General features: G+C 74.7%; 12 protein-coding genes. 3 read left to right on the top strand and 9 right to left on the bottom strand.

Features of this window, described 5'->3' with window-relative positions:
* Positions 1 to 67 precede the first annotated feature (67 nt).
* The gene (locus tag ACFYXS_RS28545; RefSeq protein ID WP_389253244.1) at positions 68 to 943 is read left to right on the top strand and encodes a hypothetical protein; all 876 of its coding nucleotides are present in this window, start codon (positions 68 to 70) and stop codon (positions 941 to 943) included.
* Positions 944 to 992: 49 nt separating this feature from the next.
* On the top strand, positions 993 to 1,298 hold the full coding sequence (locus ACFYXS_RS28540; RefSeq protein ID WP_384290250.1) for a hypothetical protein: 306 nt from the start codon (positions 993 to 995) through the stop codon (positions 1,296 to 1,298).
* 117 nt (positions 1,299 to 1,415) lie between these two features.
* Here the strand turns inward: ACFYXS_RS28540 and ACFYXS_RS28535 are convergent, their stop codons facing one another.
* The 3 genes from ACFYXS_RS28535 to ACFYXS_RS28525 are packed head-to-tail and all read right to left on the bottom strand — an operon-like array spanning position 1,416 to position 7,887.
* The gene (locus ACFYXS_RS28535) at positions 1,416 to 5,969 is read right to left on the bottom strand and encodes an FtsK/SpoIIIE domain-containing protein (RefSeq protein WP_389253242.1); all 4,554 of its coding nucleotides are present in this window, start codon (positions 5,967 to 5,969) and stop codon (positions 1,416 to 1,418) included.
* Positions 5,970 to 5,986: 17 nt separating this feature from the next.
* Positions 5,987 to 7,219: a hypothetical protein gene (locus ACFYXS_RS28530; RefSeq protein WP_389253240.1), complete on the bottom strand. Its 1,233-nt coding sequence runs from the start codon at positions 7,217 to 7,219 to the stop codon at positions 5,987 to 5,989.
* A complete protein-coding gene (locus ACFYXS_RS28525; protein WP_389253238.1) occupies positions 7,216 to 7,887 on the bottom strand; it encodes a sigma-70 family RNA polymerase sigma factor in 672 nt (223 codons plus the stop codon). The genes ACFYXS_RS28530 and ACFYXS_RS28525 overlap by 4 nt, the downstream gene beginning before the upstream one ends.
* 158 nt (positions 7,888 to 8,045) lie before the next feature.
* Between ACFYXS_RS28525 and ACFYXS_RS28520 the strand changes: the two genes are divergently transcribed.
* Positions 8,046 to 9,038, top strand: coding sequence for a ricin-type beta-trefoil lectin domain protein (locus ACFYXS_RS28520; protein WP_389253236.1), 993 nt, complete (start codon positions 8,046 to 8,048; stop codon positions 9,036 to 9,038).
* A gap of 13 nt (positions 9,039 to 9,051) precedes the next feature.
* Here ACFYXS_RS28520 and ACFYXS_RS28515 read toward each other — a convergent pair whose 3' ends face one another.
* The 6 genes from ACFYXS_RS28515 to ACFYXS_RS28490 form a co-directional block, all read right to left on the bottom strand.
* Positions 9,052 to 10,155 carry a PP2C family protein-serine/threonine phosphatase gene (locus ACFYXS_RS28515; protein WP_389253234.1) on the bottom strand — a complete coding sequence of 368 codons (1,104 nt, stop codon included), beginning with the start codon at positions 10,153 to 10,155 and terminating at the stop codon, positions 9,052 to 9,054.
* A 119-nt stretch (positions 10,156 to 10,274) separates the two neighbouring features.
* Complete coding sequence (locus tag ACFYXS_RS28510; RefSeq protein WP_389253232.1) at positions 10,275 to 11,033, bottom strand: IclR family transcriptional regulator; 759 nt, start codon at positions 11,031 to 11,033, stop codon at positions 10,275 to 10,277.
* 58 nt (positions 11,034 to 11,091) lie between these two features.
* Complete coding sequence (locus ACFYXS_RS28505) at positions 11,092 to 12,210, bottom strand: hypothetical protein (protein ID WP_389253230.1); 1,119 nt, start codon at positions 12,208 to 12,210, stop codon at positions 11,092 to 11,094.
* A gap of 86 nt (positions 12,211 to 12,296) precedes the next feature.
* Complete coding sequence (locus tag ACFYXS_RS28500; protein WP_389253228.1) at positions 12,297 to 13,316, bottom strand: Ppx/GppA phosphatase family protein; 1,020 nt, start codon at positions 13,314 to 13,316, stop codon at positions 12,297 to 12,299.
* A 306-nt stretch (positions 13,317 to 13,622) separates the two neighbouring features.
* Positions 13,623 to 15,002, bottom strand: a complete 1,380-nt coding sequence (locus ACFYXS_RS28495) for a UDP-glucose dehydrogenase family protein (RefSeq protein ID WP_389253226.1) — start codon at positions 15,000 to 15,002, stop codon at positions 13,623 to 13,625.
* A gap of 169 nt (positions 15,003 to 15,171) precedes the next feature.
* Entirely contained in the window at positions 15,172 to 16,317 is a 1,146-nt protein-coding gene (locus ACFYXS_RS28490; RefSeq protein WP_389253224.1) for a right-handed parallel beta-helix repeat-containing protein, read from the bottom strand.
* Positions 16,318 to 16,322: the final 5 nt, after the last annotated feature.

Genomic DNA, 16,322 nt, shown 5'->3' with positions numbered 1-16,322 from the left:
TGAACCGCCCGGGCCCCCCGCGCGTGGTCCTGCTGACCGGAGTCTCGACGGGGACCGGGAGGCCCTCTTGCCCGACAAACTCAAGATCGACTACGACGTCCTCAACGATGCCAAGAGGGACCTGGAGAACCTGGCGGGCAGCATCGGGCCGCTCCTCGACCACAGCCTGTTCTCGCAGCTGGGCCAGGGCGACGGCTACACCGTGCTGGGCGACGCCGGGCTGGCCGAGGCGCTCAGCGACTTCTACTACAACGCCCAGAGCACGATGAGCCATGCGGACAAGGGCCTGAAGGAACTGGCCGGCGCCTTCGGGTCGGTCGGCGAGGCGTTCATGTCCTTCGACTCCGGACTGGCCCAGGGCATGGGCATCACGGGCAACAACCTGGCCCTGCAGAACTACTTCCACGACAAGGACCTGTGGGACTACAAGCAGGCCCACATCAAGGACTGCGTGCCCGGCCCGGACGGCACGATGCCGGACTTCTGCTCCGCCACGAATCCCGGCGACCAGCCGCCCCTGCATCAGCAGATCGACACCTCGCGCGGCAGCGTCGTGACGGATCTGACGCTCGACGCGAACCGGCACGTGATCAAGGAGGTGTCGACCGTCACCTACGACGGCAAGACGTACACCTCGACCACGAACTACAGCCCCGACGGGCTGAACTACACGACGGACACCTCGTACCCGGACGGAAGCACGGTCCACTCGGTGACCACCCTCCACGACGACGGCAGCGGCACCATGACCGTCACCGGCAGCGACGGCGACAAGACCGAGTACACCCGCGGCCCGAAGGGCTCCGACGGCAAGCAGCCGGACTGGCAGCCGGTCGGCGGCGACGACCCGAACGGCTCGGGATCCGGCTCCGGCAGCCACAACAACGGCGACGACCGGCCGCCCCCGCACCCGCCCGGCGGCACCAACCCGCACATCGCGTAGCCCTCCCCCGGTACCCCCCCACCGACAATCCAGAACGGACAGGACGACCATGGCTTACAACGGCATCAACCTCGACTACGCCAAGATCGAGGAGGTCGTGGCGCTGCTCCACGACGCCCACGAGAACCTGCTCCCGGTGCTGAGCAACCTGCGCAACCGGGTCAACACCCTGGTCGACGACGGCATGGTCTTCCAGCAGTCCAGTGAGGTCATCCGGACGACCTACAACAACTTCGACACCAGCCTGCTGGCCGCCGTGAAGGGCATCAACGACTTCTCGGAGATGTTCAAGGGCATCAAGGACAACGCGATCCAGTTCGACCAGGGCATCAGCAGCAGCCTCACCAAGGGCTGATCCCCGGACGGCGAAGCGGGGCGAAGCACGGCAAAGCACGGCAAAGCACAGCGAACATACAGAAGGGGCCGGACGGGAAGCACGCTTCCTGTCCGGCCCCTCCGCCGTTCCGGCGCGCTACTCGGCGCGCAGCGTCGTCAACGGCACCTGGACGGCCATCACCGTGCCGCCCGGGCCCGCGGTCCAGCCGCGACCCGGGTGGGCGACCGACCGCACGACGCTCTGCGGCAGCCGTACACCGATCAGATCGCCCTCGGAGAGGGTCTTCGGGCCGAGCAGCAGACCACGGCGGGCCCGCTTGGCGCTGACCGTCCAGCCGCTGAGGCCGCCCTGGAGTCCGTCGGCGGAGGCGGCGTAGACCAGGCCGAGGCCCTGGTCGCGGCCGGAGACCGCGATCTCCTTGAGGAGTTTGTCCGCGGCCGGGTTCATCAGCAGGTCGGCGTCGTCGACCATCACCACCCGGGGGCCGGGCAGCGCGTCGAGCGCCGCCCGCACGTCGTCCGCCGACGGGTCCGGCTCGGTGAGCACCCGGGCCGTCGCATGCCGGGCGAGCGCCCGTAGCGGGGACTCGCGGGGGGTGAGGACGACCAGCGAGGTGCCGCCTGCCAGCAGCGAGACGGCCAGCGAGGCAAGGGCGTTGCTGCGCCCGGACCCGGCGGGGCCGAGCACGCCGAACACCGAGGACGAGCCGGCGAGGTCCGCGCCGACGGGCTCGCCGGAGTCGCCGCCGACGCCGAGCAGGCCCCACAGCGGGCGCCTGGAGGCGGCGGGCACCTTGTCGTAGGTCTCGGCGAACTCCACCGACCGCGGCAGCGAGGCGATCTGGAACGGCCGGCGCGCCTGCGGTACCCGGGCATCCCGCTTGCGGGCGGTCTCACCGATCGAGCGGAGCGCCTCGGCCTGCTCGGTGCCGCCGCCCGGGGCGAGCTGCGCCACCTGGGTCTCGGTGCCGGTCAGGACGTGCCAGCCGCGGCCGGGCGGGATGTGCGACGGGATCTTGCCGGGCATCAGGCCGACCGCCTGGTAGTCGCTGCGGTCGCCCTGCCGCAGCAGCAGCTTGTGGTCGTTGTGGGCGGCCATCCGCCCGCCCAGCAAGGAGCGTTCGGAGGTGGCGACGACATGGATGCCGGCTCCCGCGCCCTCGCGCACCAGCCGGATGACCTCCTGGACCAGCTGGCCGTGGTCGTGCTCGTCGAGGATGACGGACAGCGAGTCCCAGCCGTCGACGAGCAACAGGATGTGCGCGGGACGCTCGGCCGCGGGCAGCAGCCGGCGGAGTTCGGCGATGCCGGTGGCGTTGTGCTGCTGTGCCAGGTCCTGACGATTCGTCAGCTCCTGGTTGAGGCGGCGCAGCAGGCGCCCGAGCCGCTCCATGTCGTGCCGGGAGACCACGGCACCACAGTGCGGCAGCGCGGTGAGGGCGGCCAGACCGCCGCCGCCCGCGTCGATCCCGTACAGGTGCACGTCCGCGCTGCTCGCCTTGCGCGCGGCGGAGCCGGCCAGGGTGCGCAGCACCTGGGTGCGGCCGGAGCGCGGGGAGCCGATGACGTACAGGTGCCCGAAGGAGGAGAGGTCGGCCACGGCCACCCGGCGCTGCTGGAGCTGCGGCACGTCCTCCAGCGCGTACGGGATGAGCAGCCGCCCCTCGCGGGCGGAGCCGAACGCGTCGAGATCGTCCAGGACCAGTGCGTCCTGGAGCGGCGGGAGCCAGGGGCTGGCCTGGGGGGTGAAGTCCTCCAGCCCGTCCGCGGCGGCGCGGATCTCGGCGACGAGTTCCTGAAGGTCGGTCGGTGCCGGGCTCTGCGGTGCGACGGCCGCCGCGGCGGGCTCGGCGGGCAGGACCGCGGGCCGGCCCAGCCCGTCCCACGACAGTTCGCCGGCGCGGACCGCCTTGCGGGCCCCGGCCTCCGGCTCGGGGGTTCCCTCCGCCCTCGGGCGGGGACGCTCGGCGCCGACCCAGGCGGTCTGGAACGGCTCCGCCGACTTCGGCCCGCGGCGGATCAGAGCGCGTCCCGGGGTGGCGGGCGAGATGTCGCCCGCGTCCCGGGTGTCGATGATGTCCTGGCTCTCGGTCTGGTCGGTGACCCGCAGCGCGATGCGCAGGTTGGTGTTGGCCCGGATGTCGCCGGTCACCACACCGGCCGGACGCTGGGTGGCCAGGATCAGGTGGATGCCCAGCGAACGGCCGCGCTGGGCGATGCTGATGAGGCCGGGCACGAATTCGGGCACCTCGCGCACCAGGGTCGCGAACTCGTCGATGACCAGCAGCAGCCGGGGGAGCGGCGCCAGGGAGGGGTCGGCGGCGCGCTTGGCGCGGTACTCGGGGTGGTCCTTGGCGTCGGCGGCGGCGAGCACCTGCTCGCGGCGGCGCAGTTCGGCGCCGAGCGACTCCAGGGCCCGTTCCACCAGGTGGGCGTCGAGGTCGGTGACCATGCCCAGGGTGTGCGGGAGGTGCGCGCACTCCTTGAAGGCGCTGCCGCCCTTGTAGTCGACGAGGACGAAGGTCAGCTCGTCGGGGCGGTTGGCGGCGGCGAGCGAGGCCACGAAGGTCTGCAGCAGCTCGGACTTGCCGGAGCCGGTGGTCCCCGCGACCAGGCCGTGCGGGCCGTCCTGCACCAGGTCCAGGGAGAGCGGCCCGTCGAAGCCGCTGCCGAGCACGAAGGAGGTGGACGCGGGCCGATTCCGCCAGCCCTCCAGGAGGGCTTCCGCGCTGGGCGGCTCCTGGCCCAGCAGGTCGAGCAGCCGTACCCGCTGCGGGAGTCCGGCGTCGTGCTCGGGGCTCACGTCCCGGAGGGGCGCCAGCGCGCGGGCCAGTTGCTCGCACCACTGCGCCGCGACCTGGTCGGCGCGGACCGCCGGGACGTCGGGGGTGCCGGGGCGCTTGACGGTCAGCCGGCCGCCGGCGGCGAGCACCACTCCGGTGCTCTCCTCGGGCAGCAGCCGCTCCTGCTCGTCCAGGCAGACGCTGAAGACGCGCACACCCGGGCCCTCGGTGAGCACCTGCACCATGCCGGGCACGTCGCGCAGCCGGCGGGCGCCGTCGGCGATCACCAGCACGTCGGCCTCACGGAAGCCGGCGTTGCGGTCCGCGCCGATCGCGCGCTTGCGGGACTCGATCTGCGAGACCAGCTCGCCGACCCGGGCGTTGGTGGACTCCGCGTCGTTGCCGATCAGGACGACGGGCCCGGCGGCGCCTGCGGGGCGCAGGTGCGGCAGCCACCGCACCCAGGCCCAGTCCGCGGCCCGCTCGGGCTCGGTGAGGACGATGACCCGCAGGTCGCGGGGGCTGTGCAGAACGGCCGCCTGCATCACCAGCCAGCGGGCGAGCGGCTGTACGTCCGCCGCGGGACCGGCCATGCCGACCACGCCGTGCGCCGGGATGTCGACGCCGATGGGGGTGTCGGGGATGTTCCAGCGGATCGCGCGGTGGTTCTCGTCGCGGGAGGGGTCCTCCAGCTCGCGCAGCGAGGGCTGGTCGGCGGTGCCCAGGCGCAGCACGAGGTGGTCGGGGTCGTGGCGGCGCCGCTCCCACAGCCGGCCGCCGGGGCCGGTGGCAATGAGGGCGACGGCGGCCGGGTCGGGCCCGGTGATGTCGCGCACGGTGCGCTCCCGGGCGACCGCCTCGCGGACGCCCTCCTCCAGCGTGGCGCGGCGCCGGGCGTACTGCCGCTCCGCCTCCTCGTAGTCCTTGCGGGCGGTGCGCCGGCCGGTGACCCAGTTGGAGACCAGCATGGTGGGGCCGAGCAGGATGAAGACGACGAAGTAGTACGACTTGAAGATGCTGATCATGAACAGGCCGAGGATCACCGGCGACAGCATCATCACGGCCGGGAAGGGGCGCTTGTTCGGCGGCGACGGCGGCGACGGCAGCCGGACCCGCTCGGCGTCCAGGTGCGGCGCGATCCGCGGCGGGCGGTTGTAGTCGATCCCGTACCCGTCGGCGGACGGGGTGACGGCGCCGTCCGCCTCGACCGGCGTACTGAGCCGCAGCAGCACCGACCCGACGGTCAGGTCCTCCCCGGCCGGCCACGGCACCGGCTGCCCGGGGGCGCCGGTGCGCTCGGTGGCCACCCGCAGCGGGCGGGGACGGCGCAGGGCGGTGACGGCGTCGTCCGGCGGCGGGGCCGCCACGCGCGCCCGCACCGATCCGCCGGGCTCCTCGGACGTGCGGTGCCAGGACGCGGTCCCGTCGGGGGCGACCGTCACCCACAGGCCGCGGGCGGGCACGCCCCCGGCCAGGGCGTCGAGCCGGATCGCGCACAGCGGGTCGGAGCCGATCTCGTGACTGCCGGGGCCGAGCCGCCAGGTGCGCCCGGCGCCGGAGCCGGACACCACGTGCACCTCGGCGAGTTCCAGCTCGTCGTCGCCGGCCAGCCGCACCAGGTCGGCGGCCACGGCGGGGCCGCCGAGGCCCAGCAGGCCCCCGTCCCGGACACCGGCGCCGGCGACGTGGGCGGCGGGGTCCAGGCGGTGGCCGCCCGCGTACAGGGGCCGCGCGGCGGGTGCGGCGGCGGCCGCCCACTCCGGCCCGGAGCCGGCCGCGTCGGCCGGCGCGTGCTGCTGCTCCAGTGCCGCGGCGAGTTCCCCGATGGTGGCGTCGGCGGGGAGCCGCAACTGGTGGTCGCGGCGGAGTCCGTCCGCGCTGTCCACGGTGGTGATGGTGAGGTTCACGGTTTCCCGTCGGTGCGTCAGGGCGTCTGAGGTGCTGCGGAGACGCCGGCGATGCCGGAGGTCGTGGGCTCGGCGAGGTCGTCGTCGGCGAGGCCGTCCGCGGCGGCGGGGCGCCGGGCGGCCGGTGCGGCCGCCGGTGCCGGTGCGGCCTCGGAGGTGACCCCGAGCGCGAAGTCGGGCTCGGCCAGATCGTCGTGGGGCGCCGCGGCGACACCGGCGGGCAGGACGTCGGGGTGCACGACGGGCGCGAGGACGACCGGCGGCTCGTCGTCCGGCCCGGCGGAGGCCGGGTGGGGCGGCAGGTCGTGCAGGGCCTTGACCACCGCGCGCGACAGCGGCAGGGCGTCGATCCGCCCGACCGCGGGAGCGCCGTGGACGGTGAGCATCCCGTCCCGGGCCACGGCCAGCAGCCGCACCCGGCCCCGGGCGGCGCCCAGGGTCAGCAGCCGCACGCCGTCCGGCAGCGGCCGGTCGACCGGCTCCGCGCACACCGCGAAGGCGATCCCGGGCTGCTCCACGATCTCCGCCGCCGGCCGTCCCGCGTGCCGCGGGTGCACCCCGGCCGCGACCGCGACCGAGCCCGCCGGCAGCCGGACCTCCAGTTGGGCGGCGAGGGCCTGGAGCACCGCGCGGGAGGCGCGCGGGGCGCCGTGCACGGAGACCGCGGGCGGCCCGGTGTACAGGTCCAGCAGCACCGCGTTGCGTCCGTCGGTGCCCGCGCAGACCAGCAGCGGCACGGCGGCGGCGCCGGCCTCCTGCGCGTTCTCCGCGCTCTCGGGGCTCTCCGGACTCTCGGGGCTCTTGGGTTCGGCCACGTCGGCGCGGGTGATCCACCACAGGCGCGGGTCGGCGGCGTCCGCCGCCCACGGCTCGGGCGGTACGGGGACCGCGGAGCCCTGCGCCGCACCCGCGGCGACCAGCACGCCCAGCAGCTCGGGCCCGGCCAGCACGCCGTACGGGCGGGCCGCCGGGTCGACGGCCGCGGCCCGGGTCATGGCCCGTTCCGCGTCGGCCCACAGGGCCGGGTCCTTCAGGAGCCGCAGCAGCAGTCGCAGCCGGCGCCGGTAGCGCACCTCGGTGCGCACCGGCACGGTGAACGCCAGTACCGTCAGCCGTACTTCACGTCGCGTGCGGCGGAACAGGGCCTTCCAGCCGCCTCCGCGCCGCACCAGCCAGTGCGTCAGCGTCACGACGAGGATGACGGCGCCGGCCAGCCCGAGCCAGGCGGTCAGCCCGCCCCCGGCGATCACGCGGCGGTCCTTCCGCGCACGGCGTCGCCCGCCGGTCCGCCGAGCCCGCGGGCGCCGAGTTCGTCGCGCAGCGCCCGCATGCCGTGGTGGGTGCGGGACTTGACCGTGCCCCGCGGCACGCCCAGGGTGCGGGCCACGTCCTCCCCGGTCTGCCCGAGCAGGTGGACCCGGGCCACCGCCTCGCGGTGCGCGGGGGCGAGTGCGTGCAGGGCCTCGACCAGCACGCGGCGGTCCCCGACCTCCTCGGCGTGGTCCGGGACGGACGCGGTGGTCGCCGCGGCGAAGTCGTCCGGTGTGACCCCAATGGGCACGGCACGGTTCCTCCGGACGCGGTCGGCCACGAGGTTGCGGGCCACCCGGAACAGCCACATGCGGATCGGCCGCTCGCGCCACTCCAGGAGCGGGGCGAGCTGCCAGGCCCGCAGCAGGGTCTCCTGGACCACGTCCTCCACTGTGTGGGGGTCGCGTCCGATCAGTCCCGTGACGAAGCGGCGGAGGCTGTCCCGTTCGGCGAGGAGGAGCGCGACAGCGTCCTCTTCCTCGCCTGTGCGGCCATGGTCGACGAGGCTCACGACCTCTCCCCAGGGATCGAAGATGATTGCGGCGGTGATTGAATGCAGCGCCCACGACAGGGCGCACAACCGCAGTTGGGCAAGATCGGTCGGCATTCGGCCATCCGTTCCCAGCCGCGATCGTACCGTGACAGGAGTTCGCTACGGTGTGGGTGCTCCCGTGACGCCGACGCTGCCGCGACGGGGGCGCAGGGCTTTTCCTATGCCCCTCTTGCTGATTTCCGATGAATTCTTCGCGCCTTTGAGGAGACGTCGTGCCGTCCGTTTTTTCTTCCGGGTCCTCCGGCAGTCCGTCCGAGGACCGGACCGGTGACCCGGCGGCACCGTTCACCGAGACCTTCGCCCGCCGTCCCACCCTGCCGCGACGCGGACTGGTGCCGGGCAAGCGGGTGTGGGCCACCGCCGTCGGGGTGGTGGCGCTGGCCGTGGTCGGCATCCTGATCGTGCCCCTGCTCGGGCGGATCGACCTCTTCTCGGATGCGCCCGCGACCTCCGTCAGGACGGTCGCCGAGGACGCTCCCGACCCCGGGGCGACCGGCTCCGGCAGCCCCGGTGCCCCCTCCGCGCGGCCCGGCCGGCCGGCCGCCCCCGGCGGCTCCCGGCCGTCCGGCGCGGCCGGCACGGGTGGTCAGGGCACGGGCGGTCAGGGCACGGGCGGCGCCGGGCTGCCCGCCTCCGGCAGCGGAACGTCGGGGCAGCAGACCGGGACCGGGGGGCAGGACCACCCCGCCGGCACCCCGCACACCGGCGGCGCCACCGCGACGCCCACCGGCAAGCCCGCCGGCGGCTCGGGGGATTCGGGCGGCTCGGGAAGCACCGGCGGCACCGGCGGCTCCGGGAAGCCCCCGGTCGTGCCGGGCACGGGCCTGATCGGATCGGCGTCCGGCCGGTGCATCGACGTCACCGACGCCACCAGCGGCACGGCCAAGGACGGCACCCCGCTGCAGATCTGGAACTGCGACGGCATGGCCAACCAGAAGTGGGTCTTCGCCTCCGACGGCAGCCTGCGCGCGATGGGCCTGTGCATGGACGTGGCCTGGGGCTCCACCGACAACGGCGCCGTCATCCAGCTCGCGACCTGCCGGGGCAACGGGGCGCAGCAGTTCTACCTCAGCGCCGCGGGCGACCTGGTGAACCGGCAGGCCGACAAGTGCGTGGACGCAGTGGACGAGGGCACCGGCTCCGGCACGCGGTTGCAGCTGTGGACGTGCAACGGCCAGCCCAACCAGAAGTGGCACAAGGGCTGACCGTCCCCGGCGCTCAGACGGCCGCGGGCTTGCGCAGCAGCAGGAGCGCGGCGTCGTCGTGGAGGCGGCCGCCGACGTGGCTGAGCAGTTCGTCGCCGAGCGCGCTCAGGGTGCGGGACGGCTCGTCGGTCAGGTGCAGCGGGACCCGGTCGGCGAGCGGGTAGAACTCGCGGTCGCGGTTGCGGGCCTCGATGACGCCGTCGGTGTAGAGCAGCAGTTGATCACCGTCGGCGAAGGACAGCACCTGCAGGGCCGGAGCCTGCCCGGTCAGCGCCCGCAGCCCCAACGGCGGCGCGGGGTGCGGCGGTTCGACGAGCTGTACGGGCCGGACGCCGTCGCTGTCGTCGCCGCGCATCAGCAGCGGGGCCGCGTGGCCGCAGTTGACGACCTCCAGGCGGTCGGCGCCGGGATGCCCGGTGACGACGGCGGTGACGAAGTCGTCCGGGCCCAGGTTGCGGGCGAGGCTGCGCTCGATGCGGGCGACGACGTCGAGGAGGTCGGGCTCGTCGTAGGCGGCCTCGCGGAAGACGCCCAGCACGAGGGCGGCCGTACCGACCGCGGGCAGGCCCTTGCCGCGCACGTCCCCGACGATCACCCGGACCCCGTACGGACTGTGGACCAGGGCGTACAGGTCGCCGCCGATCCGTGCCTCGGCCGCGGCGGCGCTGTAGCGGACGGCCACCTGGAACCGGCCGACGGTGGCCGGGACCGGCTGGAGCAGCGCGTGCTGGGCGGCCTCGGCGACCGAGCGCACCGCGGCCAGGACGCGTTCGCGGCGCACCCGCAGCCGGCTGGCCAGTGCGCCGGTGAGGGTGACGGCGACCAGGGTGCACAGCACGATGGTCTGCTCCCGTCCCGGCCCGTCGGCCCGGGACCCGGCGAGGGAGCCCAGCGCCACGGCGAGCAGGCCGACCGCCAGCACGCCGCAGGGCCGGCAGGTGACGGCGGCCAGGGCGGGCACCACCGCCAGCAGCGGCAGCCAGCCGGGTCCGGCGCCCACCGCGACCGCGGCGAGCGCGACGGTGCACAGCAGCAGTACGGGAAAAGCCGCGGCGAGGCGGGAGCCGGCGGCGGACGGGGGGCGGTGCTCGTGGTCTCGGTCCGGGGCGCTGATCATGTCCGCTTCCGCACTTCTCCCGTTCACGACGCACGCGACGGACGCGGCGTCTGGATGTCCGTTTTGTCCAATGAACTCCAGAGAACAGGGAAGACCGGGCGGCGGCAAGGGCCGCGTTTTCACATAGTGAGCGAAAGGCTCCGGGTGACCCGGCCCGCCGCCGCGAGCAGCCGGGACCGGACCTGTTCGGCGTGCGGCAGCCGGCCGGCCGGCAGGGAGACGCCCAGCGACCCGAGGACGTCGCCGCAGCGGACGGGCACGGCCAGGCAGACGGTGCCGAGCACGTACTCCTCCAGGTCCGTGACCGCCGGGGCCAGGGGTGGGTCGTCCAGTTGCCGGAGCAGTTCCGGACGGTCGGTGACGGTGTGCGGCGTGAGGTCGGCGAGGGGGTGCCGGGACAGGTAGTCCTGGCGGCCCTCGCCGTCGAGCTCGCGCAGCACGCACTTGCCGAGCGCGGTGGCGTGCCCGGCCTCCTCGGACCCCACCCACAGGTCGACGCGCGGGGCCCGGGGGCCGTCGACGATCTCGGCGACGCGGATCTCGCCGTCCTCGTAGAAGGTCAGGTAGGCCGCCGCCGACACCTCGTCCCGCAGACCGGCCAGTGTCGGCCGGACCCGGGTCAGCAGGCACTGGGCGCGGCTGCCGGAGGACAGCGAGTGCAGGTGGTCGCCGAGGACGAAGCCGCCGTCGTCCAGCTTCCGCACGTAGCCGTCGTGGCACAGGGTCCGCAGCAGGTGGTAGGCGGTGGGCAGCGGCAGGCCCACCTCGCGTGCCAGCTGCTTCGCCGGGGCGCCGCCCTCGTGTGCCCCTACGGCCTCCATCAGGCGGAAGGCCCGCTGGACGGACGTGATGAGTGTCGGGCCGTCCTGAGCGCCCATGCCCCCAGCCTGCTCCCGGCGCACCGGCCGGGCAACCCCCCGGGCCCGCGACCGGGCGCTACAGGACCAGCGCCAGCACGAGCAGGACCACCACCAGCGCGGCCACCGCCACCGCGCTCGCGTGCAGCACCCGCCGCCGGGACGGGAGCGGGACGACCTCCAGGCCGTAACGACCGGGGAAGACGTAGAAGACCCGGTCCGGATCCTGGTCGGCTGCGAGCCGGGCGAGGGGCAGATGGCGGATGGTGACGCGGCGGGCGACCTCGCCGGGGGTGCGGCCCAGCCGGGGGGCGATCGCGTCGTGGTGCTCGTGCTCCAGGTCGCCCGGCAGATCGGCGCGGGACGAGGTCAGGACCGTCTCGCGCCAGTCCCCGGCGGACCCGGCGCGGCGCCGCGCCCGCCGGGGCGGCCGCTTGCGGGGCAGCGTCACCGCGTCGGCGCGGTCGCGCTCCTCGATGACGGCACCGGTCCACGCGGTGAGCACGCCGGTGCCGGCGCAGGCGTCGTGCGGGACGGTGCCGGAGCCCTTGCACTGCGGGCACGGGACGGAGCCGCGGCCCTCGCACTTGGGGCACTCCGTACGGGCGCGGCCCGCGCACTTGGGACAGGCGGTGCGGGGGCTGCGGCACTTCGCGCACCGTACGCGCTCGGACGAGGCCGCGACCGGGGCACCGGCCGTGCCGTCCGCCGCACCGCGGCGCGTGGACGCGCGGTCCCGGGCGCGGCCGGTGCCCTCGCACGCGGTGCAGGGGTCCAGGCCGCGGCAGGCGGCGCAGACGACGGTGGTGTCGCAGGGGATGTCGCCGCGGCCCTCGCACCGCTTGCAGTGCCACGTCCCGTTGCCGCACTCGCAGGCCCGCTCGCGTATGGAGTCCCGCTGGACGAGCTCGATCCGGCGCGGCCGGCCGGGCTCCGGCGGCGGGTCGACCTTGTGGGTCGTCAGCTCGGTGTAGACCGCCCGCTTCGACAGGTCGATCCGGCCCTTGTGGGTCCGCGCGCTCTCGGTGCGCGTCTCCGTGGTCCGTACGATCCGGCAGTCCAGCAGCGAGTGCCAGGAGATCCGCACGGCGGTGGGGGCGCCGAACCGGACGGGGCCGCCGCCGCGCTCGGACAGGTGCCGCTCCACGGCCCGGAGGACGTCCTCGTCGGTCGGCGGTGCGGAATGCGTTCCGGACAAGACGTCAACTCCCCATCGCCGGCGGATCAGAAGTGAGCAGACCGCAGCGTACGGTCGCTCCGACCGGCCATCAAGAAGACGGGGGTTCACCGGGACACACGTGCCCCGGCCACCCCTCCGGACCCGCCTGCCGCACGCGCGAACGGCCGCAGCGGGACGACGCGTCCCGCGGACACGCCCTCCAACTCCCGCAGGCGGTGCAGCAGGATCCCCTCGCGGAGCGCCCAGGGGCACACCTGGAGGCGCTCGATGCGGAGCAGGTCCATGAGGGCCTCCGCGACGACCGCACCGGCGAGGATCTGCCGGGCCCGGGTCGCCGAGACCCCGGGGAGCCGGGCCCGGTCGGCGACCGGCAGGGCCGCCAGCCGCGGGATCCACCCGCCCAGGGCCGCCCGGTCGAGCGTGCGCGGCACGTGCGGACCGGCCTTGGGACGCGGGGCGCCGGTGAGGCAGGCGAGCTGGGTGAAGGTCTTGGAGGCCGCGACGCCGAGCGCCGGCCGCGGCAGTCCGCCCACCACGGCGGCGGGCCGGGCGAGCACCGAACGCACGTGACGCCGCAGGGCCTTGACGTCCCTGCCCCGGCTCGGGCCCGCCGCGGGGAGGTGGTCGCGGGTCAGCCGTCCCGCGCCCAGCGGCAGGGAGACGGCGAACGCCGGTTCCCGGCCCGCCCCGTGGGCGATCTCCAGCGAGCCGCCGCCGATGTCGAGCAGCAGCATCGTCCCGGCCGACCACCCGTACCAGCCCCGTGCGGCGAGGAAGGTCAGCCGGGCCTCCTCCTCACCGTCCATGTGGGAGACCTCGACCCCGGTGGCGGCCCGTACCTCGGCGAGCACGGCCTCGCGATTGGCGGCGTCGCGCACGCTCGACGTCGCGAACGGCAGGAGCACATCGACCTGGTAGGACTCCGCGACGGCGACCGCCTCACCCACCGCCGCGACCAGCCGGCGCACCGCCGCGTCGTCGATCGTCCCCGAACGGTCGGTGCCGGCGGCCAGCCGGATCGCCCGCTTGTGGGAGGTGACCGGCCACGGCGGGAGCCCCGGGGTGAGATCCGCGATGCGCAGGTGCGCGGTGTGCGATCCGATGTCCAGCAGGCCGATTCTCATACCCCGCGACTACCCGTGGCATGCCCTGTTCACCGCTCCACGCGCCTCGCCGTGACCCCGCGGCGCCGCCGTGGCCAGGCCGTTCGCCGGTGGGTCAGCGCGGTCGCGGCGTACCGGTGACCCGCCGCCCCGGAGCCCGTCGACCGGCCGGAACCCGGCGCCGGGGCACGGCGGTTGCCCGCCGGGGGCGGACCGTGGACGGCACATCGCCGCGCGGCCGCACTCGGCGCCGGCAGCGGACGTCACGGCCGGGGCAGAGCGGTTCGACCGCGCCGGGTCCCGCGCGGGACCCGGCGCGACCGGGCGTCAGGGGCGGCCGAGGGCCCGGTACTCCCAGCCCGCGGTGCGCCACTGGACGGGGTCCAGGGCGTGCCGGCCGTCCACGATGCGGCGCGAGGCGACCACGGCGCCCATCGCCTCGGGGTCGATCTGCCGGAACTCGGTCCACTCGGTGAGCAGGACGACGACGTCGGCGCCGGTCGCCGCGGAGAGCGCGTCGGTGCCGTAGGACAGCTCCGGGTGGCTGCGCCGCGCGTTCTCGGTGGCGGCCGGGTCGACGACGGTGACGTGGGCGCCGAGCTCGTGCAGGGTGCGTGCCACGTCCAGGGCGGGCGCGTCGCGGATGTCGTCGGAGTTGGGCTTGAAGGCGGCACCGAGGGCGGTGACCCGCACCCCGGTGAGGTCGCCGCCCGCCATCTCGCGCACGAGGTCGACGGTGCGGGCGCGGCGGCGCTTGTTGATGCCGTCCACCTCGCGGAGGAAGGCGACGGCCTGGCCGACGCCGAGCTCCTCGGCGCGGTGCGCGAAGGCCCGGATGTCCTTGGGGAGGCAGCCGCCGCCGAAGCCGAGGCCGGGCTTGAGGAAGCGCCCGCCGATCCGGTCGTCGTACGCCAGCGCCTCGGCGAGGCCGGTGACGTCGCCGCCGGTGGCCTCGCAGACCTCGGCCATGGCGTTGATGTACGAGATCTTGGTGGCGAGGAAGGAGTTGGCCGCGACCTTGACCAGTTCCGCGGTGGTGAGGTCGGTGACGACCACCGGGGTGTCGCGGGCGATCACCGGGGCGAAGGCGGCGCGCAGCCGCTCCTCGGCCCAGTCCGAGGCGATGCCGAAGACCAGCCGGTCCGGGCGCAGGGTGTCGTCCACGGCGTAGCCCTCGCGCAGGAACTCGGGGTTCCAGGCGAGTTCGACCTCGGAGCCGGCCGGGGCCGTGCTGCGCACCAGTTCGGTGAGGCGTGCCGCGGTGCCCACCGGGACGGTGGACTTGCCGACGACCAGGGCGCGCCGGCGCAGGTGGCGGGCGAGTTCGGTCACCGCGCCGTCGACATAGGTCATGTCGGCCGCGTCGGAACCCCGCTGCTGGGGCGTGCCCACGCAGATGAAGTGGACGTCGCCGAACTCGGCGGCCTCCTCGAAGCTGGTCGTGAAGCGCAGCCGCCCGGAGTCCAGTGCCTTGGCGAGCAGTTCGGGCAGCCCGGGCTCGAAGAAGGGCACCTCGCCCCCGGCGAGCCGCTCGATCTTGACCGGGTCGACGTCCACGCCCAGGACGTCGAAGCCGAGGACGGCCATGCAGATGGCGTGCGTGGCACCGAGGTATCCGGTGCCGATGACGGTGAGGCGGGGGGCCGTCCCGTCGGCTTCGCCGGGTCTGGCGCCGGCGACGTCCTCCGCGAGGGTGATGGCTGCCATGATCGCTCCAGGGTTTCTCGGTGTCTTCGCGGGTCGGGGGTGGTGCGGGGCGCCGCGGATCACGGCGCCCCCGGGGCGTGACGGGCCGCCGCGGCGGCCCGTCCTCGGGACGGGCCCCGCGCGACGGTTGGTGCGGGGTGTGGCGGTGCGGCGGGCCCGACGCGGTGCGTCAGTGCGCGCAGTCGGTGTTGGTCAGGCCCTTCCCCGCGCCGGAGACCTTGTTGTCGCAGGTCACCTTGTTGCCGTTGACGGGGGTGAGGTTGAAGCCGTAGCCCGGGCCGTCCACGTGCGCGACGTTGCCCTTGAAGGTGTTGCCGCGGCCCCAGCCCTTGAGGATCTCGTGCGTCTGGAAGCCGTCCGCGGCCGCGTGGCTTCCGGTGTTGAAGGAGATCGTCCAGCCGTTGCCCTTGACGTCGACCCACGAGTCGTTGTGGTCCCCGGACAGGTCGGCGCCGTCGAAGGTGTTGCGGGTGACGGTGCCGCCGGTGGTGCCCTCCTTGATGTCGATCGACTCGGCGGTGGTGGCGCTGATGTGATTGCCGGTGACCACGTTGCGGTCGCTGTTGTCCGGCTTGCACTTGCTGACCGTGCACCAGTTGGACTCGGCACTGCCGATGTACACGCCCTCGCCGAACTTGGGCTTGCGCAGGCCGGTGTCGCGGACCGTGTTGTCGCGGACGACGTTGTCGCTGCTGAAGTTCCGCAGGTGGATGGCCTCGTCGCCGATGTGCTCCACGGTCAGGCCCTGGATGACGGCGTGCTCGACGTGGTCGGCCATCACGCCCTTCTGGCCGTTGCGCACGGTGAAGCCCACCAGCCGCCAGTAGCTGGCGCCGTCGAGGTGGAAGGCGTAGCCGCCGTCGACGTCACCGGCGTCGATGACCGCGCCGGGGCCGCCGCAGACCCAGATCGGCCGGTCGGCGGTACCCGAGGTCTCGGCGGTGAACTTGTCCTTGTAGGTGCCGTCGGCGAGCCCGATGACGTCGCCGGGCATGGCGTTGCCCAGGGCGTCGTCCAGTGAGTTGGCGTCGTTCACCATGACGGTGGGCGCCGGGCAGGTGACCGAGCCGGCGGAGACCGAGGGCGAGTCGGTGGACTGCGGCGAGGACGGCGGCTGCGACGGCGACGGCGTGCCGAGCGGCCCGGTGGCGGGCGCGGTCGGCTCCTCGTCCGGCGCCTGCGGGGCGGACGGCGAGGCGCTGCGCACGGTGTCGGCCGCGGCGCCGGCGCGCGAGGCGCCGTCGTCGCCGCCCGAGGCCAGCGCCACGATCAGCGCCACGACGGCGATGACGAGGGCGGCCCCGGAGACCCACATGGTCC

It is taken from the genome of Streptomyces sp. NPDC002574 (genome assembly GCF_042889545.1).
Taxonomy (GTDB): Bacteria; Actinomycetota; Actinomycetes; order Streptomycetales; family Streptomycetaceae; genus Actinacidiphila.
The sequence above is the reverse complement of the archived record's forward strand: the minus strand, read 5'-3'. Positions and strand labels throughout refer to the sequence as shown.